This window comes from Bradyrhizobium sp. SZCCHNR1051 (assembly GCF_032489615.1).
Lineage (GTDB): Bacteria > Pseudomonadota > Alphaproteobacteria > Rhizobiales > Xanthobacteraceae > Bradyrhizobium.
In genome coordinates, this window is record NZ_JAUEYJ010000003.1 from 46,275 (window position 1) to 70,480 (window position 24,206).

24 protein-coding genes and 2 pseudogenes are annotated in these 24,206 nt (G+C 61.2%); 8 read left to right on the forward strand and 18 right to left on the reverse strand.

What is annotated here, in order from left to right:
• Nucleotides 1-21: 21 nt before the first annotated feature.
• Nucleotides 22-819, reverse strand: coding sequence for an SDR family oxidoreductase (locus QW868_RS03915; RefSeq protein WP_315750798.1), 798 nt, complete (start codon nt 817-819; stop codon nt 22-24).
• Nucleotides 820-1,255: 436 nt separating this feature from the next.
• Between QW868_RS03915 and QW868_RS03920 the strand changes: the two genes are divergently transcribed.
• Nucleotides 1,256-1,531, forward strand: a complete 276-nt coding sequence (locus tag QW868_RS03920) for a hypothetical protein (RefSeq protein WP_315750796.1) — start codon at nt 1,256-1,258, stop codon at nt 1,529-1,531.
• Between the two features lie 285 nt (nt 1,532-1,816).
• On the forward strand, nt 1,817-2,128 hold the full coding sequence (locus tag QW868_RS03925) for an ATP-binding protein (RefSeq protein WP_315750794.1): 312 nt from the start codon (nt 1,817-1,819) through the stop codon (nt 2,126-2,128).
• A 153-nt stretch (nt 2,129-2,281) separates the two neighbouring features.
• Here QW868_RS03925 and QW868_RS03930 read toward each other — a convergent pair.
• From QW868_RS03930 to QW868_RS03965, 8 genes and pseudogenes are all read right to left on the reverse strand, one after another.
• Nucleotides 2,282-2,503, reverse strand: a pseudogene (locus tag QW868_RS03930) (5-aminolevulinate synthase); the annotation flags it as partial.
• Between the two features lie 52 nt (nt 2,504-2,555).
• Nucleotides 2,556-2,834: pseudogene (locus QW868_RS03935) on the reverse strand (GlcG/HbpS family heme-binding protein); the annotation flags it as partial.
• Nucleotides 2,835-2,907: 73 nt separating this feature from the next.
• Nucleotides 2,908-4,122, reverse strand: coding sequence for a cytochrome c (locus tag QW868_RS03940; protein ID WP_316229976.1), 1,215 nt, complete (start codon nt 4,120-4,122; stop codon nt 2,908-2,910).
• A gap of 122 nt (nt 4,123-4,244) precedes the next feature.
• Nucleotides 4,245-6,416: a xanthine dehydrogenase family protein molybdopterin-binding subunit gene (locus QW868_RS03945; protein ID WP_315764415.1), complete on the reverse strand. Its 2,172-nt coding sequence runs from the start codon at nt 6,414-6,416 to the stop codon at nt 4,245-4,247.
• 8 nt (nt 6,417-6,424) lie between these two features.
• Nucleotides 6,425-6,889 (reverse strand): (2Fe-2S)-binding protein, encoded by a 465-nt coding sequence (locus tag QW868_RS03950; RefSeq protein WP_315750789.1) that lies wholly within the window; start codon nt 6,887-6,889, stop codon nt 6,425-6,427.
• A gap of 63 nt (nt 6,890-6,952) precedes the next feature.
• Nucleotides 6,953-7,252: a putative quinol monooxygenase gene (locus QW868_RS03955; RefSeq protein ID WP_315750787.1), complete on the reverse strand. Its 300-nt coding sequence runs from the start codon at nt 7,250-7,252 to the stop codon at nt 6,953-6,955.
• 51 nt (nt 7,253-7,303) lie between these two features.
• On the reverse strand, nt 7,304-7,570 hold the full coding sequence (locus tag QW868_RS03960; RefSeq protein WP_315750785.1) for a hypothetical protein: 267 nt from the start codon (nt 7,568-7,570) through the stop codon (nt 7,304-7,306).
• A gap of 118 nt (nt 7,571-7,688) precedes the next feature.
• The gene (locus QW868_RS03965; RefSeq protein ID WP_315750783.1) at nt 7,689-8,129 is read right to left on the reverse strand and encodes a hypothetical protein; all 441 of its coding nucleotides are present in this window, start codon (nt 8,127-8,129) and stop codon (nt 7,689-7,691) included.
• A gap of 312 nt (nt 8,130-8,441) precedes the next feature.
• Between QW868_RS03965 and QW868_RS03970 the strand changes: the two genes are divergently transcribed.
• The 3 genes from QW868_RS03970 to QW868_RS03980 all read left to right on the forward strand — a co-directional run bounded on the left by QW868_RS03970 (nt 8,442) and on the right by QW868_RS03980 (nt 11,271).
• Entirely contained in the window at nt 8,442-9,458 is a 1,017-nt protein-coding gene (locus QW868_RS03970) for an aldo/keto reductase (protein WP_315750782.1), read from the forward strand.
• A 318-nt stretch (nt 9,459-9,776) separates the two neighbouring features.
• Nucleotides 9,777-10,277, forward strand: a complete 501-nt coding sequence (locus QW868_RS03975) for a DNA starvation/stationary phase protection protein (protein ID WP_315744961.1) — start codon at nt 9,777-9,779, stop codon at nt 10,275-10,277.
• A 700-nt stretch (nt 10,278-10,977) separates the two neighbouring features.
• On the forward strand, nt 10,978-11,271 hold the full coding sequence (locus QW868_RS03980; RefSeq protein ID WP_315750780.1) for a hypothetical protein: 294 nt from the start codon (nt 10,978-10,980) through the stop codon (nt 11,269-11,271).
• Here the strand turns inward: QW868_RS03980 and QW868_RS03985 are convergent.
• The 7 genes from QW868_RS03985 to QW868_RS04015 all read right to left on the reverse strand — a co-directional run bounded on the left by QW868_RS03985 (nt 11,255) and on the right by QW868_RS04015 (nt 19,566).
• On the reverse strand, nt 11,255-11,413 hold the full coding sequence (locus QW868_RS03985; RefSeq protein WP_315764423.1) for a hypothetical protein: 159 nt from the start codon (nt 11,411-11,413) through the stop codon (nt 11,255-11,257). The genes QW868_RS03980 and QW868_RS03985 overlap by 17 nt on opposite strands.
• A 135-nt stretch (nt 11,414-11,548) precedes the next feature.
• Nucleotides 11,549-11,956: a hypothetical protein gene (locus QW868_RS03990; RefSeq protein WP_315750775.1), complete on the reverse strand. Its 408-nt coding sequence runs from the start codon at nt 11,954-11,956 to the stop codon at nt 11,549-11,551.
• Nucleotides 11,957-12,156: 200 nt separating this feature from the next.
• Nucleotides 12,157-13,512, reverse strand: coding sequence for a threonine/serine exporter ThrE family protein (locus QW868_RS03995; protein ID WP_315750773.1), 1,356 nt, complete (start codon nt 13,510-13,512; stop codon nt 12,157-12,159).
• On the reverse strand, nt 13,475-14,899 hold the full coding sequence (gene fumC / locus QW868_RS04000) for a class II fumarate hydratase (RefSeq protein WP_315750771.1): 1,425 nt from the start codon (nt 14,897-14,899) through the stop codon (nt 13,475-13,477). The genes QW868_RS03995 and fumC overlap by 38 nt, the downstream gene beginning before the upstream one ends.
• Before the next feature lie 68 nt (nt 14,900-14,967).
• On the reverse strand, nt 14,968-15,624 hold the full coding sequence (locus tag QW868_RS04005) for an NAD(P)H-binding protein (RefSeq protein ID WP_315750769.1): 657 nt from the start codon (nt 15,622-15,624) through the stop codon (nt 14,968-14,970).
• A 17-nt stretch (nt 15,625-15,641) separates the two neighbouring features.
• Nucleotides 15,642-17,075 carry an NAD-dependent succinate-semialdehyde dehydrogenase gene (locus QW868_RS04010; RefSeq protein WP_315750767.1) on the reverse strand — a complete coding sequence of 478 codons (1,434 nt, stop codon included), beginning with the start codon at nt 17,073-17,075 and terminating at the stop codon, nt 15,642-15,644.
• A gap of 961 nt (nt 17,076-18,036) precedes the next feature.
• Nucleotides 18,037-19,566, reverse strand: coding sequence for an ATP-binding protein (locus QW868_RS04015; RefSeq protein ID WP_315792174.1), 1,530 nt, complete (start codon nt 19,564-19,566; stop codon nt 18,037-18,039).
• Between the two features lie 213 nt (nt 19,567-19,779).
• On the opposite strand from QW868_RS04015, the gene QW868_RS04020 reads away from it, so the two are divergent.
• The 3 genes from QW868_RS04020 (at nt 19,780) to QW868_RS04030 (ending at nt 21,328) form a co-directional block, all read left to right on the forward strand.
• Nucleotides 19,780-20,406 carry a response regulator transcription factor gene (locus tag QW868_RS04020; RefSeq protein WP_315792173.1) on the forward strand — a complete coding sequence of 209 codons (627 nt, stop codon included), beginning with the start codon at nt 19,780-19,782 and terminating at the stop codon, nt 20,404-20,406.
• Nucleotides 20,407-20,446: 40 nt separating this feature from the next.
• Complete coding sequence (locus QW868_RS04025; RefSeq protein WP_315744976.1) at nt 20,447-20,800, forward strand: response regulator transcription factor; 354 nt, start codon at nt 20,447-20,449, stop codon at nt 20,798-20,800.
• 66 nt (nt 20,801-20,866) lie between these two features.
• Nucleotides 20,867-21,328, forward strand: a complete 462-nt coding sequence (locus QW868_RS04030; protein ID WP_315750763.1) for an aldo/keto reductase — start codon at nt 20,867-20,869, stop codon at nt 21,326-21,328.
• 913 nt (nt 21,329-22,241) lie between these two features.
• On the opposite strand, the gene QW868_RS04035 is transcribed toward QW868_RS04030, so the two are convergent.
• The gene (locus tag QW868_RS04035; RefSeq protein ID WP_315744980.1) at nt 22,242-23,000 is read right to left on the reverse strand and encodes an alpha/beta hydrolase; all 759 of its coding nucleotides are present in this window, start codon (nt 22,998-23,000) and stop codon (nt 22,242-22,244) included.
• Between the two features lie 69 nt (nt 23,001-23,069).
• On the reverse strand, nt 23,070-23,873 hold the full coding sequence (locus QW868_RS04040; RefSeq protein ID WP_315750880.1) for an FUSC family protein: 804 nt from the start codon (nt 23,871-23,873) through the stop codon (nt 23,070-23,072).
• Between the last annotated feature and the right edge of the window lie 333 nt (nt 23,874-24,206).

Here is a 24,206-nt window from a genome sequence, read left to right on the forward strand (position 1 = left end):
TCCGACACTGATGCGACGGCTTCAGTCATGGCGATACCGGGGTGCAGGTTGCCCGGCGGCGAGAGAGGTCCTGAGACCCTGGCGGGCCGCCTCATAGGTGCCCCACACCGCTTCATCGGCGACAGTCGGCAGCGTCAGGACCTCGCCGCGGTCGAGGCCGACAAGCGCCGCTTCGACGAGGTCTTCCGGATTCATGATCATCGAGCGGGGAATCACACTCTCCGGCACGCCGCCCCGCGCCCACATCTCGGTGTCGGTGGGACCGGGCAGAACGGCCTGGAACCGCACGCCCGATCCCTGGGTCTTGCCCGCGAGGGAGATCGTGAGGTTGATCAGGTAGTTCTTCGATCCGCTATAGGCGCCGTCGAACATCTCCGGCACGAAAGCGGTGACCGAGCTGATGTTGACGACGGTGCCGCCGCCGTGCTCTGCAAACGCCTTGGCGGCGGCGATGGAAAGCAGGGTCGGCGCCGTGACGTTGACGGCAATCAGTTCCTCGGCATCCGCCAGGCTGCCTTGCAACATCCCGCCGGGCGTCGAAAGGCCGGCATTATTGACCAGAAACGCGATCGCAGGATCGGCGCCGATACGCTCGGCCAGCTTCAGGACCGCCTCCCGCTTCGAAAGATCAGCCACGACGATTTCGACTGTCCGACCGCTTTCCTTCCTGATCCGGCCGGCAACGGCTTCGAGCCGTTCGGCATTGCGAGCGACAGTAATCAGGTCGTATCCGCGTTCGGCAAGCTTACGCGCATAAACCGCCCCGATCCCGGTCGAAGCCCCGGTTACAATCGCCTTGCGAACTGTCGTGCCGGTCATGTTCCCTCTCAAAAGCTGTGGCGCGGCATTGCCGGAGCGCGGCGCATGCCCAGGCCGATGGCATTACGATCATAATATACAATTATGATCGTAATTCAATAGCGCTCACCATGTTGATCGGATTCAGCGGTTTAGGTTCATCGAGCCAGAGTTGGCGTCCAGTTGGCAGCTCGGCCCCGCTTCATGGCTCTCGGGAGTCCTCGGGATCTCCTGCCGGAGCTTCGGCCCCTCGCTCAGACGCCGGCCAAGCGTGGCGACAAAATTGTCGTAGCGCGCGCCAGCCTGTGTTCGACACGCCCAACCGAAGACAGGGCAATGGAGCGCACGGATCGATGCTTTTGAACGGGAGGGGCATCACCCGCCTGCACACGCACAGCACGGAAGGTGGGGACACGAGGGAAAAACCGGTAAAGCATGGCCGGAGCCGGGCAAGGCATTGAAGCAATTCAAGAGCCGCACGGAGCTTTTTATCGGCCCGCGCCATTACGATCCCATGGGCGAGATGTACGAGGTGCGGAGCGCCGTCGAGCACCTGCACGAGCATCGCTATCTTGAGACATTCGACCGCGAGGTGAGGCTTGGCCTATTGCGGAAGGAAGTAGTCGCCGAGCACATTGCCCGCACCACGCTCGCGCGGATCGCGACGAACGACGCGATCTTCCATCATTTTGGCGATCGCCGCGGCCATCGCCGGCGCACAGGCGGGATCTAATTGGCTCAAAGCACAGCCGCCGAGTCTGCAGGAAGCACAGCAGGTTCTGGTTTCCATCGTCAGTGCCGGCAGGCGAGCCGCCGATGTCATCGACCGCGTTCGGGCCCTCTTCAAAGAGGCTCCTCCCCAGAAGGCAGAGATGGAGTTCAACAGCGCGGTGCTTGAGACGTAGCGCTTACCCGCGCCGAGGCCGCGAGGAACGGGGTACACGTTCGCACTCAACTCGCGGACGGCTTGCCGGTAATCCGAGCAGATCGGGTCCAACTGCAACAAGTCATTCTCAATTTGACGATCAACGCCATCGAAGCGATGCGCGACGTCGGCGAAAACGACCGCAAACTGCTGATCAGCACCCGAAAGGAGTCCGCACGGGTTTGCTTCGAAGTGCGGGATACCGGGCCCGGTTTCGCACCGGGAGCTCTCGAGCGCTTGTTCGAGGCATTCTACACCGCAAAGCCGGACGGCCTCGAACTCGGGCTGTCTATCTGCCGCTCAATCATCGAATCCCACAACGGCCGGTTATGGGCGAGCCCCAACACGCCGCGGGGGGCTATCTTTAGCTTCACCGCGCCCGCTGACCCGCGGGTCACATCGTGAGTCGGTTGGAAGCAATCGGGGACGGACAAAACCGCGCTTTGAAACCACGGCGTCGGCGGAATGTGGCGCCTAGGCCGCGAGCTGCTAACCCAGGCAAGCTGTCGTTATTCGTCGTCCGGAGGCCCCTTCCGCCGACGACAAAGGGACCGATTTTCACTCGGCCGCAACCGTATGATGCCGCAGCGGCAACCCGAGCCGTTCCCAGACGTCGACCATGGCGCCGGCGAGCGCGTCGATCAGCCCGTCATGATGACAGGGGCTGGGCGTGATGCAGAGCCTTTCCGTGCCGCGGGGGGACGGTCGGGTAATGATCGGCTGAACATAGATGCCGTGCTACTTGAGGAGAAGATGGCTCCCTTTCTTGCACTTCTCCGGATATACGACCATCGAGGACGGCCGGAATGCCTCCGCCGGAGATAACGACCTTGCCGGCGTTGCTCGCCTGGATGCCGAACGGCGGCTTTCCCGGCTGGGTAAGATGCGCCAGTTCGGACGTCGGCTTGTCGAAAAGCCGCGCCGTGACGGCCTTGTTGATCGCAAGATCGATGCTTCCGCTCAGCGCGCCGTCCTGGCGCGTGAATGCCAGGAGATGGCCAACAGCATCAACGCCGGCCACGTTGTGTGGAGTACCAAGGCTCTCGGCTTCGGCAGCCGACAGCATTTGCTTCGCATGACGAAGCGTCAGGCAGTCGTATGAGCGCGGCATGACAGACCTCACATGCTGGAGCAGCTTCGATGGCTTACGCCGGTCTTCGCCGGCCGCCCACGGCAGGCGGTCCCTAATTCTGCGCCCGCAACTCGGCAATGTCCCTTGCGGTCAGCGACGAACCCTTCGCGCCGAAGCGGCCGGTCACGTAGTTGGCCACCGCGGCGATCTCACCGTCCGAGAACGCACGCCCGAATGACGGCATCGAGAGTGCGCCATCGTCGGGAGTCAGGCGCTTTGTTCCGCTGATAACGATCTGAGCCACGTTCGTAGCGTTCGGGTCGTTGACGGCGGCACTCCCGGTTAACGTCGCGAACTTCGAGACTGCGCTCTCGCCACTCCAACCGTGGCAGCTCGCGCAGGCGCCTTCGAAGATCTTCTTGCCGAGGAGGCTCGCGGTGACGCCATCCTTGTGAGATGCCGGAGCGGGTACGGGCTTCGGCGAGGGACTCGACGAGGTCGCCGGCGGGACGCTCCGCAGGAACGTGACCACCGCCTCGATGTCGGCTTTGGCCATCTTGCTGAAAGAGTGATCGACGGCCTCGCCCATCGGACCCGATGCGGTGCCGCGTCCGGAGACGTGTCCGACACTGAGATAGCAAGCGATTTCGTCGTCGCTCCAGCCGCCGAGGCCGGTTGACTTGTCGGAAGATATATCCGTGGCCTGCCAGCCTGCCACCGGCGCCCCGGCGAACTTCTTCCGGTTATCGAGCGCAAACCCGATGTTGCGCGGCGTGTGGCATTCGCCGCAATGGGCCAGCGCTTCGGCCACGTAGGCGCCCCGATTCCATTTCAGGGTCTGCGACACGTCGGACCGGAAGCGCTCGTCGCGATTGAACACCAACGACCAGAAAGACATGGCCCAACGCTGGTTGAACGGAAACAGCAACGTGTTCTCCGGCGGCACCGAGCGCACCGACGGCAGGCTGAAGAGATAGGCCTTGATCGCAAGCGCGTCTGCGTCCGTGACCAGAGTGTAAGACGTGTACGGCATGGCCGGGTAAAGTCGCGCGCCGTCGCGGCGTACGCCGCGATGCATCGCGTCGAGGAACTCCTGATCGGTGTACTTGCCGATGCCCGTCTCCGGATCCGGCGTGATGTTGGTCGAGTACATGGTGCCGAACGGAAGCTTGAACGCGAAGCCGCCCGCATATTTCTTGCCGCCCGGCGCAGTATGACAGACCACGCAATCCGCTGCCTCAGTGAGATATTTGCCGCGCTCTATGAGGCTGGCCTGCCTCAACTCGGCAGGAACGCCCGTCGGATCGCCGTGCTCATAGTCGACCACTAGGACGTTCTTGCCGCCGCTGAAGGCCAGCGGACCGGGCCCGCGTACGTACCGGACGGCGCCGAGCGCAACGACGGCGCCCACAACGGCAACGCCGGCTGCCCATTTCAAGAGTCCGGCTTTTACAACCATGATTTCTTCTCCGCGATCAAAGCCCGGTCGATCGGAAGACGGCGCAATGCGACACCCGTCGCCGCATAGATCGCGTTACGCAGCGCGGGAGGCCCTCCGACGACAGCGGCCTCACCGATCCCGCCCGGCGCCTCTCCGCTTTTTACCAGGTGGACGTCGATTTTCGGGGCCTGGTCGATGCGGAGCATTCGATAGTCATGGAAATTCGACTGCTGGACCCTGCCCTTCTCCAGAGTGATTTCGCCATACAGAGCGGCGGTCAGGCCGAAGATCATGCCCCCCTCGACCTGCGCAACAACCGTGTCCGGATTGACGGCGAGGCCGCAATCCACTGCGAGGGTCACCCGGCGAATGTAGACGTCCCCGCCGGTATCCACTTCGGCCTCGACGACGGTCGCGATCGACGTGTTGAAGGTCGGTTGTACGCTGACGCCGCGGCCGACGCGCGGCGGCAAAGGCTGGCCCCAGAGTGACTTTTCCGCCGCGAGATCCAGCACGTGTCGGATTCGCGGCGTCTTCCCGAGCATGTCGCGCCGGAACGCGACCGGGTCCTTATTCGCCTTCCGCGCCAATTCGTCCATGAAGCATTCGATCGCGAACACGTTGTTGTTCGGCCCCACCCCACGCCAAAAGCCGGTCGGCACGGCGGCTGGTTCAACGCGGACGTACTCCACCTGAACATTTGGAATGTCGTAGGGCGTATCGACCGCGCTGTCGACGGCATCGATGTCAATGCCCTGATTGAAGGCCGGCGGCAGGAAGCGCGCAATCACCGACGAACCGGCGACGCGGTACTTCAGCGCGATGACTTTTTCACCGGACATTCGCGCTGAAATGCTGTCGCGGTAGACGGGACGGTAGATGTCGTGTTGCACGTCCTCTTCGCGGGTCCACACGATCTTGACGGGTCCATCGACCTCGCCGCCGATCCGCACCGCGGCGGCGATCATGTCAACTTCGAGCCTGCGCCCGAATCCGCCGCCGAGCAGATGCTGGTGGATCGTTACCATCTCTTCCGGAAGTCCGGTCGCTTTCGCCGCCACGGACCGGGCTCGGGCAATGATCTGCGTTCCCACCCAGATATCGCACGACGTCGGCGTGACGTGGACCGTGCAGTTGAGAGGCTCCATCGTCGCGTGCGCAAGGAACGGCATTTCGTACGAGGCATCGTACGTCTCGCCGAAATAGAGCACGTTGGTGACGTCTCCGACGGATTTTGCGACGACGCCCTCACCCTCGCTCGCTGCACGGAGATGCTCCCATATGTCCTTGGAGCTGACGTTGGCGTTCGTGCCTTCGTCCCATGTGATGTCCAGAGCTTCGAGCCCTCGTTTGGCGGCCCACATATGATCTCCGACGACGGCGACGAGGTCGTCCAACGCAATGATTTGCTGTACACCAGCGATCTTCCTCGCGCCCTCGTCCTCGACGTTCACCACCTTGCCGCCGAAGACCGGGCACTGCGCCAAGGTCGCGAATTTCAAGCCGGGCATCATGGTGTCGATGCCGTAGATCGTCTTGCCATTGACCTTGTCCGTGGTATCGAGGCGCTTCAGTGGCTTGCCGATCAGGACGAAGTCCTTGGGGTCCTTGAGCGCAACGTCGCCGGGGACCGCAATCTTTTTCGCGGCATCCAGGAGGTCGCCATAACCCATTTGTCGACCGCTTTCCTTGTGAACGACCGCTCCGTTGATCGTGCTGCAGCTCTCCGGTGCGACGTGCCACTGGTCGGCGGCTGCCCTGACAAGAATGGCCCGTGTGGCGGCGCCGGCTTTCCGGAGAGGCGTCCAGAACGCGCGGACCGAGGTCGATCCGCCTGTCGCTTGGAGCCCGAGCAAAGGATTGGTATAGAGCTTCTCGTCCGGAGGAGCATGCTCCAATGCGACCTGGGACAGGTTCGCATCGAGTTCCTCCGCAAGGATTGTGGCAACGGCCGTGTATATGCCTTGACCCATTTCGACTTGCGGCATGATCAGCGTCACCTGACCTGTCCCGTCGATCCGGATATAGGCGTTCGGGGCGAACGCTGCGCCGTCCGGCCCCTTCTGCACGGGCCCGGCGGCCCGGACCGGGAGATGGAAGGCGAAGACGAAGGCCGAAGCCAATGCGCCACCAAGAACGTGACGACGCGAGATGTCAGACAGTTCGATGGATCCGGTCATGAGGTCACCTAAGCCTTCTGAGCGGCCGCCGCCTGCTTGATGGCGGCACGGATGCGCACATAAGTGCCGCAGCGACAGATGTTGCCGGCCATGGCAGCGTCGATATCGGAATCGTCCGGATCCGGCGTCGACAGCAGGAGCGCCGCCGCCGACATGATCTGGCCGGACTGACAGTAGCCGCACTGCACCACCTCAAGGTCGAGCCAGGCCTTCTGGACCTTGGCACCTATAAGCGTTGAGCCGATGCCCTCGATGGTGGTTATCGTTCGGCCTTGAACATTACCGACGGGCAGCACGCAAGAGCGCACCGGCTTTCCGTCGACATGCACCGTGCAGGCGCCGCATTGCGCCATGCCGCATCCGAATTTAGTACCCGTGATGCCGAGTATGTCGCGCAACACCCACAGCAGGGGCATTTCGGGTGCCGCTTCGAAGGACCTGTCCTGACCGTTGATGTTCAGCGTGATTGCCATGTGAGCTCCTGCCGTTTTCTGAGGCGAGTTCGGCGCGATAAAGACGCGCCGGGCTTTGTCGCCTTATGAGACCACGTCCAAAGGATGCGACGTGACGGCGGTTCTCGTCGCGAGCTCGTCGACTCTTGATGCATACTCCCGATAGTGGGGAGTTGCCCGATGGGCCTCTACCGAAGCAGCATCCTTGTAGAGCTCGTCGATGATGAAAGTGGTCTTGTCGCTCTGATCCTGCCAGAGATCCCATCGAAGATTGCCCGGCTCCGACCGGCTATGGTTCGCCAGCGCCCGCAGCAGAGCGATCAGTTCGCTCGCCCTGCCAGGCTTAGCCTTCAATAGCGCCGTCGTTTTCATGTTAGAGGCCACTGATCCCTCCTGTCGGCCGGCCTTGTCTCGCGGCGGCAATCCGCCGTTCAGTCAGGCGGATGCGGCTACGCCGGACCTGTGCCGGGCCGTTGCCTTGTCGAGCGCCTTGACCAGCACCTCACCGACCCCATGATCGGAGCGCAGATTCTGGCCGGTGATGAGTTCACGATCGACGATCACGTGCGGCTCGAAATCGACGTTCGTCATAATCACGTCACCTCCCGCTGCGCTTGGCGCCTGGGGCATCGTGAAATACATCTTGCCGTGCAGGATTTCCTTTTCCACCCATGTCTCCTCGGAAGCGGAAAAGATCGTCATCAGGTATCCGGCGTAGGGCCAGCCTCGGGCCAGCTCCTACGCGTCTATATTGTCACCTTCCATCAGGGCTGCGCGAAGTTCTACCGGACGCGACATCGCCGAGACGAGCGCAATCGGATCATGGCCGAGAAGCGCCGTCGGTTTCGAACAATCGTGGAAATGTCGAAGTACCTCGCCCATCTGGGAGTCCTGCATCAGGTCGACCACCGGCGCCTGGTCGCCCGGCACGAAGACGCCCGCCTAGCCGTCCCGTCCCTTCTCGATCACGGCACCCAGGGGGCTGAATCTGGTTCATCGCAGCATCATTCATCCAGAACGCCCTGGCGCGGGCATAAGCGGCAGCATCGCCGCCGAAATGCGCGCCGGAGTCCGAGGCCTTGTCCATGTGAGGTTTGGTGCCGTCCGGTGTGGCGAGCTGAATATCATAACTGGCACCCTGCAGGGCCATGCTCGGAACGACGTTCTCGTTCAGATAGTTTCCGGTCGGCCCCCATTTGCCGCCCTGGACTTCGATCTGGGTCGCATTGGATCCGACGACAAGCACCTTCGTCTTGCTCATGGTATCGCCCTTACCGTTCGTTCTTGAATTTGCCGCAGCAGCTCAAGTCGAGCACCATTGCCGTGGTCACACATAATCGGGAGCGGCAACAGGCGCCCGTAAAGAGATGTAAAACGTCGGCAGCGAAGGCGCCGCGCAGAAAATTCGCCTTTCCGACTCGGAGCCCGTATTTTTCGGCGATCGATTTTTCTCGATTTACAAATCGCTATTCGCCTGTAGGGGCTCGGCGACATACAGTCGATGAACCGCGTTTGCAAATTGGCTCGGCGCCAAGACGGTGTCGCGCCGGCACCATCAACACCGGAGGTTCATATGCGAATCAGGGAAGCACTTCAGGCGGGGCCGCTAGGATTCGGCACCGCTCCGCTCGGCAACATGTATCGGGCCATTCCGGAGGATGAGGCGCTCGCGACAGTGGATGCAGCCTGGGACGCAGGCACCCGCTTCTTCGATACCGCACCATTCTACGGAGCGGGACTGGCGGAGATCCGCCTCGGCAAAGCGCTCTCCAAACGACCCCGCAGCGACTACGTCCTCAGCTCGAAGGTCGGGCGGCTGATCCTAGACGAGGTCGAAGATCCGAGCGAGCGGGATTACGGCGAAAAGGGCGACATTTTTAAACACGGCCGTCTCAACAAGGTCGTTCCCGATTACTCGTACGACGGCACGATAAGGTCAATCGAGGACAGCCTCGGGCGCATGAATATCGGTCATATGGATTTCGTCTGGGTTCACGATATCGCCCAGGATTTCTACGGCGACGGATGGCTTGCGATGTTTGAAACCGCCCGAACGGGCGCCTTCCGGGCTCTTTCCAGGCTGCGCGACGAAGGCGTTATCAAGGGCTGGGGTCTTGGCGTGAACAAGGTGGAGCCTGTGGAGCTCCTGCTCGGGCTCGCCGAGGCTGAGCCGGATGCCACCCTGCTGGCCGGCCGCTACACTCTTCTCGACCACGAGCTGGCGCTGCAGCGGCTGATGCCCACGGCGCAGCGCAGGAAGGTCGACATCGTGATCGGTGGTCCCTACAGCTCCGGCGTGCTCGCTGGCGGCCGTCACTTCGAATACGGTGCGGTGCCGCCTGCGATCGCGAACAAGGTCGAGAAAATCTCCGCGCTCTGCGCGGAATACGACATACCCATCAAAGCGGCGGCGCTCCACTTCTCTTTGGCGCACCCGGCGTCGGCCGCGGTCATCCCCGGGGCCAGCAAGCCCGGGCGTATCTTCGAAGACCACGCGGCGCTGAAGACCAGAGTCCCTGCCGAATTCTGGCGTGAACTTCGAAAGAGAGGCCTGGTTTCTGCGGACGCGCCTCTGCCGATCAATCGATAAGCCTCGACGTCGGCGGCTGCGCTCCACACCTGTAAATCCGGCGGCATGCAAGTTTTACACGATGTCACACCGATTTAATTGATGCTGAGGATTTGTGGTTCTACCCTCGCCATCAGTTCAGAAATCTTGACGACTTTGGCTTTCAGAAAGTCCGGCCCCCCAAGCGCGCGTCCTTTCAAAGCCAAATGCCCTGCGGATGGCGGCGCGCCATGCGTAGGTCGGGGCGCAAGCCGCCCGAGCTCCTCCCCCTGGGGCGCCCCGATCGTCATTTTTCTCACATTCCGTCGCGGCTCGCCGCGTGAACGTTTGGAGACGACAATGATTCCAGCCCGGATACCAACATCCGATTCCGCATCAGCCCTGGCACTGCGAAACACTACCTCGGCCGCCGACGCGCTCAACACAATCCTGGCGGACATGCTCGCGCTCTACTTCAAAACCAAGAATTTTCATTGGCACATGGCCGGCCCGCACTTTCGCGACTATCATCTGTTGCTTGACGAGCAGGCGACGGAAATCTTCTCGGTCGTCGACGACATCGCCGAGCGGCTTCGCAAGACGGGAAATACCACCCTGCGGTCGATTGGAGACATCGCTCGCCGGCAGACGATCAAGGACAATGACGCCGAATTCGTACCGGCAGCCGACATGCTCGCCGAACTCCGCGAAGACAATTTCGCGCTGGTTCGTGCGTTTCGGGAGGCGAAAGTGCTCGTCGATGAAGCCAGGGACAACGGTACTTCGGGACTGCTGGACGGCTGGACTGACCAGGCAGAGCGGCGAGCTTGGTTTCTCTTCGAAGCCTCAAGAACTGCCTGATGCTGGCAGCAATCGGGGTGTAGATTGATTAGGCACCCCCCGAAGAGCACGCGCCGTTATTGCGCGGCTTTGATGGTCAAATCCGCAGGTTGATTTGTGCCGCCACACGACATCTCCGTACAAACGGATATTCGTAGTCAATCTCGGAGAACCCAAACGAAAAGCCGCCTGAAGGCGGCTTGATTTGGTCCCGCGGCACGCCGACCGACACGTCTCGGTCTAGAGCGACGACGACGCTTTGGCGATGAACTCGGCAACGACATCGGGTCGAGAGAGCATCGGCACATGCGAGATTCCAGCACCAGCGTCTGGGCGCCCCTTCGCTTTGCGGAATCGCGCTCAACACCGGAAGGAATAGTCTGATCCTGCGCGGCTACGATGTACCAGTTGGTTTAGAGCGCCATGTCGCAGCCGTGATCTTGTCGCCGAAACACTTGACTGCAAGCGGGCCCTGGGCCGCCTACACGATATCGGCTTCATCCGACGGGATGTCCTGCACAAAGTGCTTGCGGACCCCCCTCGAGGGTCAATGCGACGTATCCCTCGCCATATGGCTTGATTTCGGTCGCCGCGGGCGCCGGCGTGTAGTCCTTCCAGTCGGCGAACGACTGACCGCTGTCCGGCGCTCCGGCCGAGATATAAACAAGACCCTTCACCTGAGGATGGTTGCCGGCCTCTGTAATGACAGCGCCCCCCAAGAGTGACCGACGAGGAGAACCGGACCTTCCTGCATCCCAATGACCCGGTGGGTAGCCGTAACATCATCCGCCAGCGAGCCGAGCGGATTTTGAACGGCGATCGCTTTCAAACCACGCTTCGTGAGCAGCGGAATGACTTTTGTCCAACAAGAACCGTCCGCGAAAGCGCCATACACAAGAACGATGGTCTTTATGGCCACGATGACTACTTTCTGTTGAGGCTGTTTCAAGACATGCCGACCAGTGTGGCGGTCGGCAACATCGCTTGCGGCAGCGCTGCTACTCCGCCGCCTTGATGATCAGCTCGGAGACCTCTTTCGGGAATGCCAGCATCGCGACATGGCGCGAGGGCATCTCGATCGCGGTAGCATTAGCGGCTTTCACCTGGTCCTTCTCCATTTGCGGCGGGATGATGGCGTCCTTGGTCGCAACGGCCATGAAGGTCGGCTTCTCCCGCCATGCTGCCTCGCTGATCGTCGCGCCGAGCGCTCTGATGTGGAATGGTCCCTGCGTCGCGGCTACGACGGACTGCTCCTTGGGCGGAAGGTCGGCCGCGAAATATTTCCTGATGCCTTACTCGCTGATCGTGAGATATCCGTCCGGCTCCTTGACGAAGGTTTTCAGGCTCTCGGGATCCGGATATTTCGAAGTCGCGCTCTTCACTGACTCGCCCTTGTCCGGCGCGTAGGCCGCCAGATAGACCAGTGATTTGACCTTGTCGTCGTTTTCCGCCTCGGTGATGACGGCACCGGCCCAAGAATGGCCGACGAGCACGACGAGGACTTCCGCGTTCCGAATCGCCCGTTTGGTCGCAGCGACGTCGTTGTCCAGAGAGTCGAGCGGATTCTGAGCTGCGACTACCTTGAGCCCCGCCTTTTGAGATGGGGGATAACTTTCTCCCAGCTCGACCCGTCGGCGAACGCACCGTGGAGAAGGACTGCGGTCTTGGCCTTGAGCGCGGCAGCCGAGACCGGCTGCCAAATCGCAGTCATTCCGCTCAGGAGAGCCAAGCCCAAAGCAATTTTGTAGGGTTTCATAGCTGCGTTTCCTTTTCTTTGCTGGACATGTCTGCCGCGACAGAACTGATCATGGCGATCTATCGATCTAACCGAGGTCGTGAGGGCAATAGAGGCGCTGGAGCCGAGTAAAACCAGGATATATATGTAAATGCGCCCAACCGGTCAGCGGCGCCCAATGCGCGGTGGCGAGCCCGCGCGCAGCACTCCGCTCGCTCCGGCATGCTTCTCACAGGCGTCGACGATAAGTTTCGGCACGATCAGACCGAAACTCAATGCGAGGGTGATCATCGCGGCGTTGGCGCCGTCGACCAGGATCGCCGCAATAAGATCCTGCGTCACCTGAGCTTGGGTGGTGACCTGCAGCAGCCCCGCTGCCATCCTGAACAGATAGACTCCAGGAATCATCGACACGACGGCGGCGAATCCGATGGCGGCAAATGGCATGTTGTCGCGTCGTGCGACCGGCGTCAGCGTCAGACCGACGACCAAGGCCGCAACCAACGCGCCGGTCGCGGCGCCGGCTCCGAACTGCGTGATCGCGACCCATCGCGACGCGTGGGCGACCATGCCGACCCCGACCGGCCACGGCAGCATGCGGAACGGCGCTGAGAAGAACACGCAGTAGGCTGCGACTGCCACGCCGGCTGCGACGACGTCTCTCCACAACGACGCGATGCGACCAGGCGGTTCGATCGGCAACGAAGCGCCGAAGCAGGCCAGCCCGAGCAACAATCCCGCCGAGATCGCCGCAACGACCAGGATCGCATAAAGCAGGCGCGACGCGCCGAGCGACAACCGCCCGCGAGCCAAGTCGATCATTCCGTTCAGGAAATGCGGACCCGGCACCAGCACCATGCAGGGGCAGACCGCGACGAGGCGCAGCGACGAACTCACCTGATAGCGGATCGCCAATCCACCGATCAGACCGGCCAGCAGCGCCGCGCAAAACGGTTGCAGAAATAGATTTTCGCTCAAACGCGCCAAGCCTCGCCGCAGCAAGGCGCCGAGGCAACCGCCGACGAAGATCAAGCCCGCGGCGGCAACATGTTGGACGCCGAAGATGACGGCTAGCGCCAAGCTGCCGGCCCCGGCGGCGAGCATGAAGAGCCACGTCGGCGAGGGACGCAATCGCGCGATCGCATCTATTGTAGTGGCGGCGGTATGGGGCCCTAGACGTCCCGCCTCCACGTCGCAGATGGCACGGATGACGGAGGCCACCCGGTCCATCTCGACGCTCGTAGGGTTCGCCGAGGCTTGGTACAGGAATGTGCGGGTATCCTCGACTGCGGAGAGAGTTAGCTCGCCCCACCGAGGGATGAGGGTCGCGCTCAAACCGAGCGCACGCGCAAGCCGCGACGCCGCAGCAATGGTCTGTTCCGTAGACTGACCGCTTACGTAGAGCACCTCTGCGAACGCGAGCACCAGCCTCGCCCGCCGCTCGCAGGTCAGCGGCACGTACTCGGTGCTCTCTTCCGTAGGTTCACCCTGCGGCGGATCGTCCCGGAGCCGGCGCGACATAGGGTTTCACCATCTTTGCGGGATCGACGACACGATCAAACTCCGCTTCGTCGACGAAGCCGAGTTTCAGCGTAGCCTCCTTGAGCGTAAGATCGTTGTCCATGGCGAAATGGGCGATCCTGGATGCCTTGTCATAGCCTACGACAGGCGAGAGCGCGGTCACCAACATCAGCGAGCGCTCGACGAACTCCTTGATCCTCTTCAGGTTCGGCTTGGTGCCCTCGACCAGAAACCTGCGGAAATTGGTGCAGCCGTCGGTCATGATCGTGATCGAGTGCGTGATGTTGTGGATCATCAGAGGCTTGTACACGTTCATCTCGAGGTAACCGCCACCGCCGCCGAAGCCTACGGCGACGTCGTTGCCCATTACCTGAACGGCGATCATGGCGAGCGCCTCGCACTGTGTCGGATTGACCTTGCCCGGCATGATCGAAGAGCCGGGTTCATTCTCGGGGATTTTGAGCTCGGCGAAGCCGGCTCGAGGACCGCACGACATCAGGCGGATATCGTTGGCGATCTTGTAAAGCGACACCGCGAGCGTCCGCATCGTTCCGGAGAGCTGCACCAGCGCATCGTGCGCCCCCTGAACGGCGAACTTGTTCGGGGCGGTGACGAAGGGCAGGCCCGTGAACCTAGCGATCTCCGCTGCCGCTGCCTCGGCAAAGCCCGGCGCCGAGTTGATGCCGGTGCCCACCGCGGTCCCGCCGAGGGCGAGACGGTAGACGCCTTTTAGCGCGTCCTCAAGCCGTTCCAGATCGTCCGACAGCATCCCGGCGTAACCTGACCATTCCTGGCCCAACGTCAGCGGCGTCGCGTCCTGCATGTGGGTGCGGCCGATCTTGACGATGTCATCCCATTCCGCTGCCTTGGTTGCAATCGCGTCGCGCAATTGCGCAACCGCCGGAGCGAGCCGCTGCTTCACGTTGACGGCCGCTGCGATGCACATCGCTGAAGGAAAGGAATCGTTCGACGACTGCGCCATGTTGACGTGGTCGTTGGGGTGAACCGGAGCGTGGCTTCCGAGCGGCGTACCGGTGAGCTGACAGCAGCGGTTCGAGACCACCTCGTTGACGTTCATGTTGAACTGCGTACCGCTGCCGGTCATCCAAACGTGTAGCGGAAACATGTCGTGATATCGCCCGGCCAAGATTTCATCGCAACTCTGCACGATCAGTTCATGGGGTCTGTCGTCCAGCCGTCCGCCGGCATGATTGGCGACCGCCGCGGCCCTTTTCAGGGTCGCGTAAGCGGTGATCATTTCGCGCGGGATCAGATCGTGTCCGATGCTGAAATGTTCGAGCGAGCGTTGGGTCTGCGCGCCCCAGAGCTTGTCCGACGCAACCTTGACATGGCCAAGGCTGTCGCTTTCGATACGGTAGTCGGTCATATCATTCTCTTTTTTGATATAAATCGTTGCGACCCTTGATCGCAAGGGACGCAAAGCGCCGATCTCACTCAGCTGGCGGCCTGCACGGCGACGGCGGTTTCGATGGGCGTCGCCCCCGCCGTCAACTCCAGGATCTTGCGCCGCAAGGCCGGCGTATGTATCGCTTGCGCCATGGTTGCCGCTACGTGGTCACGACTGATGTTGGTGTGGAACTCGGCGGGCCCCAGGCCGACAGCGCCGACGCCGGGCTCATTGTTGAGCGAGGACGGCCGTATGATGACCCAGTCCAGCTCGATTCGCGACAATTCCACGTCGGCACGATTCTTGTCCGCGATGTAGTGCTCGAAGCTTTCGGCCCATCCTTCCCGGCGACCGGCTTCGGGAAACACCGAGACCAGGACGAAGCGCTCGACTCCAGCCCGCCTGGCGGCGGCGATCGATTTGGTCACGCCGTCGCCGTCGACCGTATCGATCATGGCCTCGCTGTCGGCATCGCCCGCGCCGGCCGAGAACACGATGACGTCACTCCCGGAAAAATGGTGCGCCAGCTTCGTCTGATCCATTCGGACGAGATCGCCATGCGTGCCGGCAACCCTGATCGAGCGCAGCTGTTCACCTTGGTCGACCCGGCGATACAGGCCGTCGACCTCATCGCCGCGCCGTTTGAGCAGGCTCGCCAGTCTGAATCCGGTCTCTCCGGAAATGCCGACAATGAAGATTCTCACGCGTGTCCCCGTCTGGCCTACAGCTTCTCGACGAACACCGTCTTGATGTTGCAGAACTCCCGAATGCCGAACTCCGACACTTCCCTGCCGTAGCCGCTGTTCTTCACGCCGCCGAACGGCAGCCTGGGGTCGGACCGAACGTTCTGATTGACGAAGGCCGCTCCCGCGTCCAACTCCTCGGCCGCGATGCGCTCGCCCCGGGCCGTGTCGGCGGTTATGATCGCGGATCCCAATCCGAACTCGCTCGCATTCACGATACGAATCGCATCTCGCTCGCCCTTTGCGGATATGACCGCGGCGACTGGGCCGAACAGCTCCTCATCATGGGCCGCCTGGCCCGGCAAAACGTTCGTCAGGATCGTTGCCGGGAACCACGCGCCGGCGCGCTTCGGGACGTCGCCGCCCAACAGCACTTGGGCGCCGTTTTTGACGCTTTGCCGGACCTGGCTTGCGATCTGGTCCCGCGAATGCACGCTTTCCATCGGTCCAAGAAGGGTATTGGGATCGTTGGGATCTCCCATCTCGAAGCGTTTCATCTCCTCGACCAGGGCGCGCTCAAAAGCCTGCTTGACGCTCTCGACCACAACAAAGCGCTTGGCCGCAATACAGCTCTGGCCCCCATTCACCATGCGACCGCGCGCACAGATCCTGGCGGCGGCGACCGGATCGGCATCGTCGAGCACGATATAACCGTCCGAGCCGCCGAGTTCATAGACGCCTTTCTTCATGACGCCGCCCGCGATCGCTGCAACCGACTTCCCTGCAGCAACACTGCCGGTCAACGTTACTGCGGCGATGTGCGGATCTTCGATCAGCGGCCGCAAGTCCTTCGAAGACAGCAGCACGGTCCGGAACAAGTCAGCGGGAAATCCTGCTAGCTTGAATATCTCCTCCAGCGCCAAGGCGCAGCCCGGCACGTTGGAGGCGTGCTTCAAGACACCACCGTTGCCGGCCATCAGATGCGGCGCGGCGAACCGGATAACCTGCCAGAACGGAAAATTCCACGGCATCACCGCAAGGATGACGCCAAGCGGATTGAAAGTCGCGAACGCTTTAGGCGGCGCGCCCGGGCCGGCATAGCCAGCGCTCATATCGAGAGGCTTCGGTTTGAGGAACCCTTCCGCGGACTCGGCGAAATAGGCGCAGCAGGACGCACATTTCTCGAGCTCGGCAAGGCCGTCGGTGACCGGTTTGCCCATCTCCTCCGTCATCAGCTTGGCATAGCGCGTGCGATTGTCGCGAATGACCTCCGCGGCCATTTTCATCAAGGGAGCGCGCTCCTTGAAGCTCGCTCGGCGCCATGCGACTTGTGCGCGATGAGCATCGGTCGCAATCGACAACGCCTGGTCCCCGGTATGCCCCGGATAGGCAGCTCCCTTCTCGCCAGTCGCTGGATTGACCGTTTGGAAGAGATTGGGTGCAGCTACTGCGATCGCTCTCTCTTCCGCCATATGTCGCGCTCCCGCTTTCTGTGGCTCTTCGCGTTCACATTGCCAGCGACTCTTCAGCGAGCAAGTAAAGAGAGGTAAAATCAACTTTCACGGCGTCCGTCGCATCCGGGCGGTGGCGTTGGGCCGGTGCGGGAGGCGCGTCCGGAGACGCCGTTCTTCGGTCTGAGCTCACGCAGCGGCTCCGCCTTCGGCCGGGGCCGCCGCGCCCGGAGGCCAGGGGCGTCCGGCCGTCTCAGTGAAACCCGCCAGGCGATCCGTTACCGGGGATCGAGATCAGGGTCGTGGCGCCGCCCTCTCCGAGCACGCCACCAAGCATTTTGAGCTCACCGGGCACCCCATCATCGAAGGCTACGACCCGCCGGAAGGCTGGGGCTGGTGTTATCGCGACGAGGTATTCATAGACCTCGACGGGCCGACGCCGCAGTTCGGTCCGATATCGCGGTTCGTACCCTGACGATCTGAAACAAATGCCACACGAAGCCAGGCGCAGCGCGCGCCCTCAAACGCGAGTTTGGGCCTGACCGGATACTTCCACCTGACCGACTCTCGGTTCCAAGGCCCCTATTGTCGGAGGAAATGGGCCTAGCAATGGAATGCCGGCCAGTCGCGAAGAATCAGGCGAGGACGCTGTCACCCTTCTCCCCGCGGAGCCTAGAGTAGTGGCGCTGCGCGCCTCGCCCAGCGCGATGGTCTCCTCGACCCGGGCGTCCGCCTCCGCAGGCAGTGCTACCCAATCGGCCCGCAGCGTCTCGGACGTTCCTCGGGTCTGACTCAGCTTGAACATCGGGCCGCGGCGCGGATCCGGGACGCAAAACCCACCCAGCGGGGCCAGGCAGCCGGCTTCGAGCTCAGATCGTGACCTGTCTCCAACCTCCACGATGCTAAGTCGCCGCAGCCCAACGAAAGTCGCGAAGCCGCACCGCACATGCAGGTCTGCCGCGTTTGACCAGCGGCCTGAACGTTACAGCGAATGTGCGACGTTCGCCGCGTAGGCTCTCGTCGTCTCAAGCAGGCGGAACATTGGCGCATCACCTGCCCTTTCCACCGCGAGAAACGATTTGTCCAGAAGGCTGTAAAATACCTCCGCGGGGAGCTGGCCTGCGCTCCCGCCACAGCTTGCAATGGCACGTTCGACCGTAAAAGAGCCGCGAAGAGCCGCGAGGTGCACCAGCATCCGCTGCTCTTGGTCCGACAACAGGCCATAACTCCAATCGAAGGCTGCGGCGAGGGTACGATGCCTGGGCAGAGCGGTCCGGCGCCCCTTTGTCAGAATGGAGAAGCGATTGTCGAGGCGGGAAGCAATTTCGCGGAGTCCTAGTTCCGCAACCCGGGCCGCGGCGAGCTCGAGCGCGAGAGGTATGCCGTCCAGCCTCCGACAAATTTCAGCTATTTTCGGTAGATCCCTCCGGCACGGTTGAAATCTTGTCGTCGACCTAACACGCTCGATGAACAAGGACACCGCCGAGTAGTTGTTCAGGTGTCTCTCGTCGATCTCCTGTCCCTCCCCCGGAAACATCAACGAGGGCAGGCTGTGGATCCATTCTCCCGCGGCACGCAGCGTCTCTCGGCTGGTTACAAGCAACCTCAGGCCAGGGCATCGACCCAGCAGTGTCTCAGCCAGCACGGCGATGTCCTCCACGATATGCTCGCAAGTGTCGAGCACCAAAAGGGCATCATCGGATCCAACGCGTGCGCAGAGCCCGTCCATGAAATCTCGTTCCGTCATTAGATGCAACGCTTCAGCGATGACCCGAATTGCTGCTGAGCCGTCGTTGACGTTCGACAAATCGATAAACCGGACCAAGCCCCGAAAATTCTCCGCGTACCGCTTGACCGTCGCGATCGCAACTGTCGTCTTGCCGATCCCGCCAGGACCGGTGATTGTGACCAGGCGGCTTTCCTCCAATGCATCTTCGATGATCCTGATCGCATCATCCCGCCCCACGATTTTGCCGGCCAGGATGGGCAGCGTTGGACTTGGTTGGGCCCTTGAGCCGGTCGATCCTTCCCCACCCGGATGATGGCGCACGGGCAGGACGAAGCAATAACCCCGGTTCGGTACCGTATTGATGGCGCAGTTCGCCTCCTCCCATTGGGACAGGATCTTTCTGAGGATGTTAATCTGCACGCGCACATTTGCTTCCTCGACCGTCACATTGGGCCAGACTAGGCGCATCAGGTCAGCGAAGCCCACCACGTTGCCGGCTCGGGCTACCAGCAAACAAAGCAAGTCGAGCGCCCGCCCTCCAATTGCGATGCGGTCTGCCCCACGCACGAGAGCCCGCCGTTTCGGAAGCAGTCGAAAGCCCGCGAATTCGTAGCACTCCTCCGCGATCAGTTCGGGATCAAAAATGGGAGCTCCATCAGCAGAAAGCGGATCGAAACCGATGAACTGCCTAGCTGCCGTCGCCGGCCCAAGATTAAGTCCCTCCTGTTTGATGTGAACGACCCCGGCTTGGTCCGAGGCAAGCACCCTGAGAGGCGTGTTCATCGAAGTTTCTCCTTGCTTCTTCGAGCAGAGCGTCAGAACACTAGGCGTACGCCTGCAGTGTGATGGCCAGTCTGTCGAAGGCCAACATCGCAAGGGTCTCTCCGACCCACACCTTGGTATATGCCTCTTGCTGTCGTTCCAGCACCTTAGTTTAATGCGAGCCGGCGCAACTTATGATATCGAGTGTAACCCGTTGATGTGTGGCCCGCGCAAATGGCTCAAGCGAACGAAACACCTACCGTACACGTCATCGATGACGATGACTCGGTGCGCCTGATGCTCGATAGCTTGCTGCGGTCGGTTTGGTTCAATGTCCGTAGCTACGGCACCACGCAGGAGTTCCTGAAGGAGGGCCCACCGGAAGGACCCGGCTGCATCGTTCTGGACATTCGCCTTCCAGGAATCAACGGCCTGGATTTCCAAGAGCAGCTCCAAGAAATCGGGGTGAGATTGCCCGTGGTGTTGATGACCGGACACGGCGATATCCCGATGAGCGTCAGAGGAATGAAGGCCGGTGCCGTCGACTTCCTGCCGAAGCCATTCCGAGACCAAGACATGATCGATGCGGTCACGATGGCGATCAATCGCGATCTTGTGCGGCGCTCGACCGAAGACTTTGCGATGGCCGCCGCCGAACGGTTCGCGGCGCTCTCCTTGCGCGAGCGCGAAGTGATGATGCTGGTGACGTCCGGCAAGCTGAACAAGCAGGTCGCCGGCGACCTCGGCCTCAGCGAGATCACGGTCAAGATGCATCGCGGTGCAGTGATGCGCAAAATGCAAGCCCATTCCCTTGCGGAACTAGTTCGCATGGCAGATGCCCTCAAGGATAAGACGCGCTGAGGTCGACTAGGACCATCCAACTTCGCAGGCGGCGACAGAAATGATCTCCATTGTTGATGATGACCTCGCCGTACGGGAGATGCTGGTCTCTCTAACCCGATCCCTTGGATACGACGCTTTCGCCTTCGCATCTGCCGAAGATTTTCTCGCATCAGTTGATTTCGAACGCTTCACTTGCGCGATCACTGATATTCATATGCCTGGAATGAGCGGCTTCGAGTTGCAGGAATGCCTTCAAAAGCTCGAACGCTCTCTTCCTCTCATCATGATAACGGCACGCACCGAACCAGACCTCGAGAAGAAAGCGCTTTCCGGAGGCGCGATCGGCTTTCTCCGAAAACCCATCGACGTCGAAAAGTTGCTCGGCTTCATCGAACGCGCGCTGAGTGCCTGAATCCTCTGCATACTACTGCTCGGACGTCCTCGCAGCGATTACGTTCTCAGCTCAAAGGTTGGCCGGTTGATACTCGACGAGGTCGAAGATCCGAGTGGCCGTGACCATGGCGAGAAGGGCAAGATCTTCAAACATGGTCGGCCCAACAAGATCGTCCCCGACTATTCGGCCGATGGCACCATGAAATCGATCGAGGACAGCCTCAAACGCATGAAGATCGACCATATCGACTTCGTGTGGGTGCACGACATCGCCCAGGACTTCTATGGTGATCGCTGGCTCGCATTATTTGAAACCGCTCGAACGGCGGCTTTCCGCGCTTTGTCGAAACTGCGCGACGAGGGTGTGATTAAGAGCTGGGGCCTCGGCGTCAATAAGGTCGAGCCTGTGAAACTTCTGCTTGCTCTTAGCGAAGCGGATCCGGACGCCACCTTGCTCGCAGACCGGTATACGCTGCTCGATCACGAGATTGCCCTCCATCGGGGGCCCCTACAGCTCCGGCGTACTCACAGGCCGGCGTCAGTCTGAATACGGGGCTGTGCCACCAGCAATTGCCGTCAAGGTCGAGCAGATCTCCGCACTCTGCGCAGAATATGACATACCGATCAAGGCAGCGGCGCTGCACTTCTCGCTGGCGCACCCGGCTTCAGCCGCCGGCATTCCCGGGGCCAGCAAACCGGGACGCATCCTCGAAGATCATGCAGCCCTCAGGACCCAAAATTTCCGCCGAATTTTGGCTTGAGCTGGGAAAGCGAGAGCTTGTGGCCGCCGACTCGCCGCTGCCGATCGACAAAAAGTGCGTATTATGCCGGCGTCTCACACCGGATAAATTCACGCCCCACGAGATTCTACGCACCGTTACGCCGATTAAGTTGAGCTCCGTCTGGTGTGGTTCTACCCTCGCTACAAGTTCGGAATGCCTGACGACTTTGGCTTTCAAAAGGTCTGGCCGATAAGCCCACGTCTTTCCAATGCTAAATGCCATACGGATAGCGGCGCGCCATGCGTAGGTCGGGGCGCAAGCCGCCGGAGCTCCTCCCTCGGACCGCCCCGATCGTCACTTTTCTTCACATTCCGCCGCGGCTCGCCGCATGAATGTCAGGAGACGAAAATAATTCCAGCCCGCATACCAACATCCGATTCCGCATCGACGGCGCCGCCCTAGCCTTGACCGACCCGGAGAACCAGACCTTTTTGTATCCCAATCACCCGGTGGGCAGCCGTAACATCGTCCACCAGCTAGCGGAACAGTTTTGAACGGCGATTGCTTTCAATCTACGTTTCGTGAGCTGCGGAATGACCTTTGCCCAGAAAGAACAGTCGGCAAAAGCTCCATGCATAAGAACGATCGTCTTTATGGCCATAATGACTCCTTCCTGTTGACCGTTGTTTCAGGACATGCCGACCAATGTGGCGGTCGGCAATATCGCCTGCGGCAGCGCTACTCCGCCGCCTTGATGATCAGCTCGGAGACTTCTTTCGGGAAGGCCAGCATCGCGACGTGGCTCGAGGGCACCTCGACTGCCGTGGCCTTGGCCGCCTTCACCTGGTCGCGCTCCATTTGCGGCGGAATGATCGCATCCCTCGTTGCGACGACCATGAAGGTCGGCTTCTCCCGCCAGGCAGCCTGGCTCATCGGAGCGGTGAGTGTCCTGATGTGGAAGGGTCCCTGCGTCGCCGCTACGACAGCCTGTTCCTTGGGCGGAAGGTCGGCCGCGAAATACTTCCTGATGCCTTCATCGCTGATCTTGAGATAACCGTCCGGATCCTTGACGAAGGCCTTGAGGCTCTCGGGATCCGGATATTTCGAGGTGGCGCTTTTCACCGATTCACCCTTATCGGGCGCGTATGCCGCCACATACACGAGCGATTTGACCTTTTCGTCATTTCCCGCTTCAGTTATGACGGCACCACCCCAGGAATGGGCGACGAGGACGACAGGACCTTCGGCATTCCGGATGGCCCGCTTGGTCGCGGCGACGTCGTTGTCTAGCGAGTCCAGCGGGTTCTGGACTGCAATGACCTTAAGCCCGGCCTTCTCGAGATAAGGAATGACTTTCTCCCAGCTCGACCCGTCCGCGAACGCACCATGCACAAGGACGGCGGTCTTGGCTTTTGGTTCGGCAGCCAAGACTTGTTGGCTGATCGCGACCATAGCTGTTAGGAGGCTCAGGCTCAAAACGCCTTTATACGACTTCATTGCTGCATTCCTTCATTTGGTGGGAGGTCTTGGTTTTGTCGATACGAGATCATCGATAACTTTGCTCGGTCACGTAGCTATAAACTTGCGGCCGCGCACCGCTGTGCACACGTCATAGCGAGAGTGGATGCGGTATACGAGATCGATCGTCGGGAGCATCGCTTGCAGTTCGTCTTGCGTTGAAACGTTCGCTCTGACGGTCATATCTTCCAGTCCGGCCGCGGTTATGCGACCAGTAGAAGCGTCTGGTCGCGATAAAGCGAGTTTAAAGATGTAAAAGCGCTGGGCGTGGATAAATCGTGCCGACCGCACTAAGCGCTGATCGCGTGGGTGGCTTGCTTCGGGATAACCGTCACAGGTGTCGACGATGAGTATCGGCACTTCCTTTTCCGGTAGGAGCGTGCGCACCACGCGCTTCTTGCGATCGGCAGGGCGCCCATCCGGTCGGCGTCTGTCATGCGCCGGCCTGCCTCTCTTTCGAATGGGACGCGTCGTCGGAAGCCGGGACGATGTCAGCTTGGGCCACGGCCCTTTCGCCAGCGTGCCGACCCTGATCCCAACCACGGTGTCGAGCAGACGGAGCGATGGCTGCGCCAGCGCATGCTTCGGATCGATGGCAGCGACGACCAGCACAACCGTCGTCGTGATCCCGATCGTCACCATATCCTCGTGCCGTCCCAGCACCATCATCACAATGGCGCCTAGGCCGATCACGAGGCCTATGCCCGCCGCATTGACAGGAGACAGGGCAATGTAGATGAAGCATAGAACGAAGCTCACGAAAGTCGCGGCCAACCGCGAAATTCCGGATGAAAGGCTCCCCTGGCGCGTCTCGCGGAGGACGAACAGTGTTGCGACAGCGGCCCACTCCACCAAGGAGGGTATCGCTCCGATCGATAAAGCCGCCGAGCAATTCAGTCGTCAGTAGGTAGGCGCCAGCGCAGGCTGCCGCCATAACGGACGCGTGAATCAAGTCCCGAGCCGTGAGTTGGTTCATGACAACCCAGATCCGATGTTCACACAGCGCCGCCTCCCTCAATCGCCAAGAAGTCCGTCATGGCACTCTTTGGCGTGGAAACAGGTGGCGGCAAATCGATCAAGTTCACGCCTCGGCGGCGTGACGTTCAGCTGCGCTGTTGTTCGGCTCTTCATTGTAGGTGCTCTATGCGGGGCTCGATCAGGCCAATCGGCTCGATTGGCTCGGGT

Bases quoted from the DNA above. Each gene is read 5' to 3' on its own strand.
- QW868_RS03965 (WP_315750783.1), bottom strand. From the start codon at position 8,129: ATGAGCAAGACGAAGGTGCTTGTCGTCGGATCCAATGCGACCCAGATC.
- QW868_RS04010 (WP_315750767.1), bottom strand. From the start codon at position 17,075: ATGGCGGAAGAGAGAGCGATCGCAGTAGCTGCACCCAATCTCTTCCAA.
- QW868_RS03945 (WP_315764415.1), bottom strand. From the start codon at position 6,416: ATGACCGGATCCATCGAACTGTCTGACATCTCGCGTCGTCACGTTCTT.
- QW868_RS03915 (WP_315750798.1), bottom strand. From the start codon at position 819: ATGACCGGCACGACAGTTCGCAAGGCGATTGTAACCGGGGCTTCGACC.
- QW868_RS03985 (WP_315764423.1), bottom strand. From the start codon at position 11,413: ATGGCCGTTGCGACCAAGGACGCCATCATCCCGCCGCAAATGGAGAAG.
- QW868_RS04020 (WP_315792173.1), top strand. From the start codon at position 19,780: ATGGCTCAAGCGAACGAAACACCTACCGTACACGTCATCGATGACGAT.
- QW868_RS04035 (WP_315744980.1), bottom strand. From the start codon at position 23,000: ATGAAGTCGTATAAAGGCGTTTTGAGCCTGAGCCTCCTAACAGCTATG.
- fumC (WP_315750771.1), bottom strand. From the start codon at position 14,899: ATGACCGACTACCGTATCGAAAGCGACAGCCTTGGCCATGTCAAGGTT.
- QW868_RS03975 (WP_315744961.1), top strand. From the start codon at position 9,777: ATGATTCCAGCCCGGATACCAACATCCGATTCCGCATCAGCCCTGGCA.
- QW868_RS04025 (WP_315744976.1), top strand. From the start codon at position 20,447: ATGATCTCCATTGTTGATGATGACCTCGCCGTACGGGAGATGCTGGTC.
- QW868_RS03995 (WP_315750773.1), bottom strand. From the start codon at position 13,512: ATGTCGCGCCGGCTCCGGGACGATCCGCCGCAGGGTGAACCTACGGAA.
- QW868_RS04015 (WP_315792174.1), bottom strand. From the start codon at position 19,566: ATGAACACGCCTCTCAGGGTGCTTGCCTCGGACCAAGCCGGGGTCGTT.
- QW868_RS03960 (WP_315750785.1), bottom strand. From the start codon at position 7,570: ATGACGATCTTTTCCGCTTCCGAGGAGACATGGGTGGAAAAGGAAATC.
- QW868_RS03950 (WP_315750789.1), bottom strand. From the start codon at position 6,889: ATGGCAATCACGCTGAACATCAACGGTCAGGACAGGTCCTTCGAAGCG.
- QW868_RS03970 (WP_315750782.1), top strand. From the start codon at position 8,442: ATGCGAATCAGGGAAGCACTTCAGGCGGGGCCGCTAGGATTCGGCACC.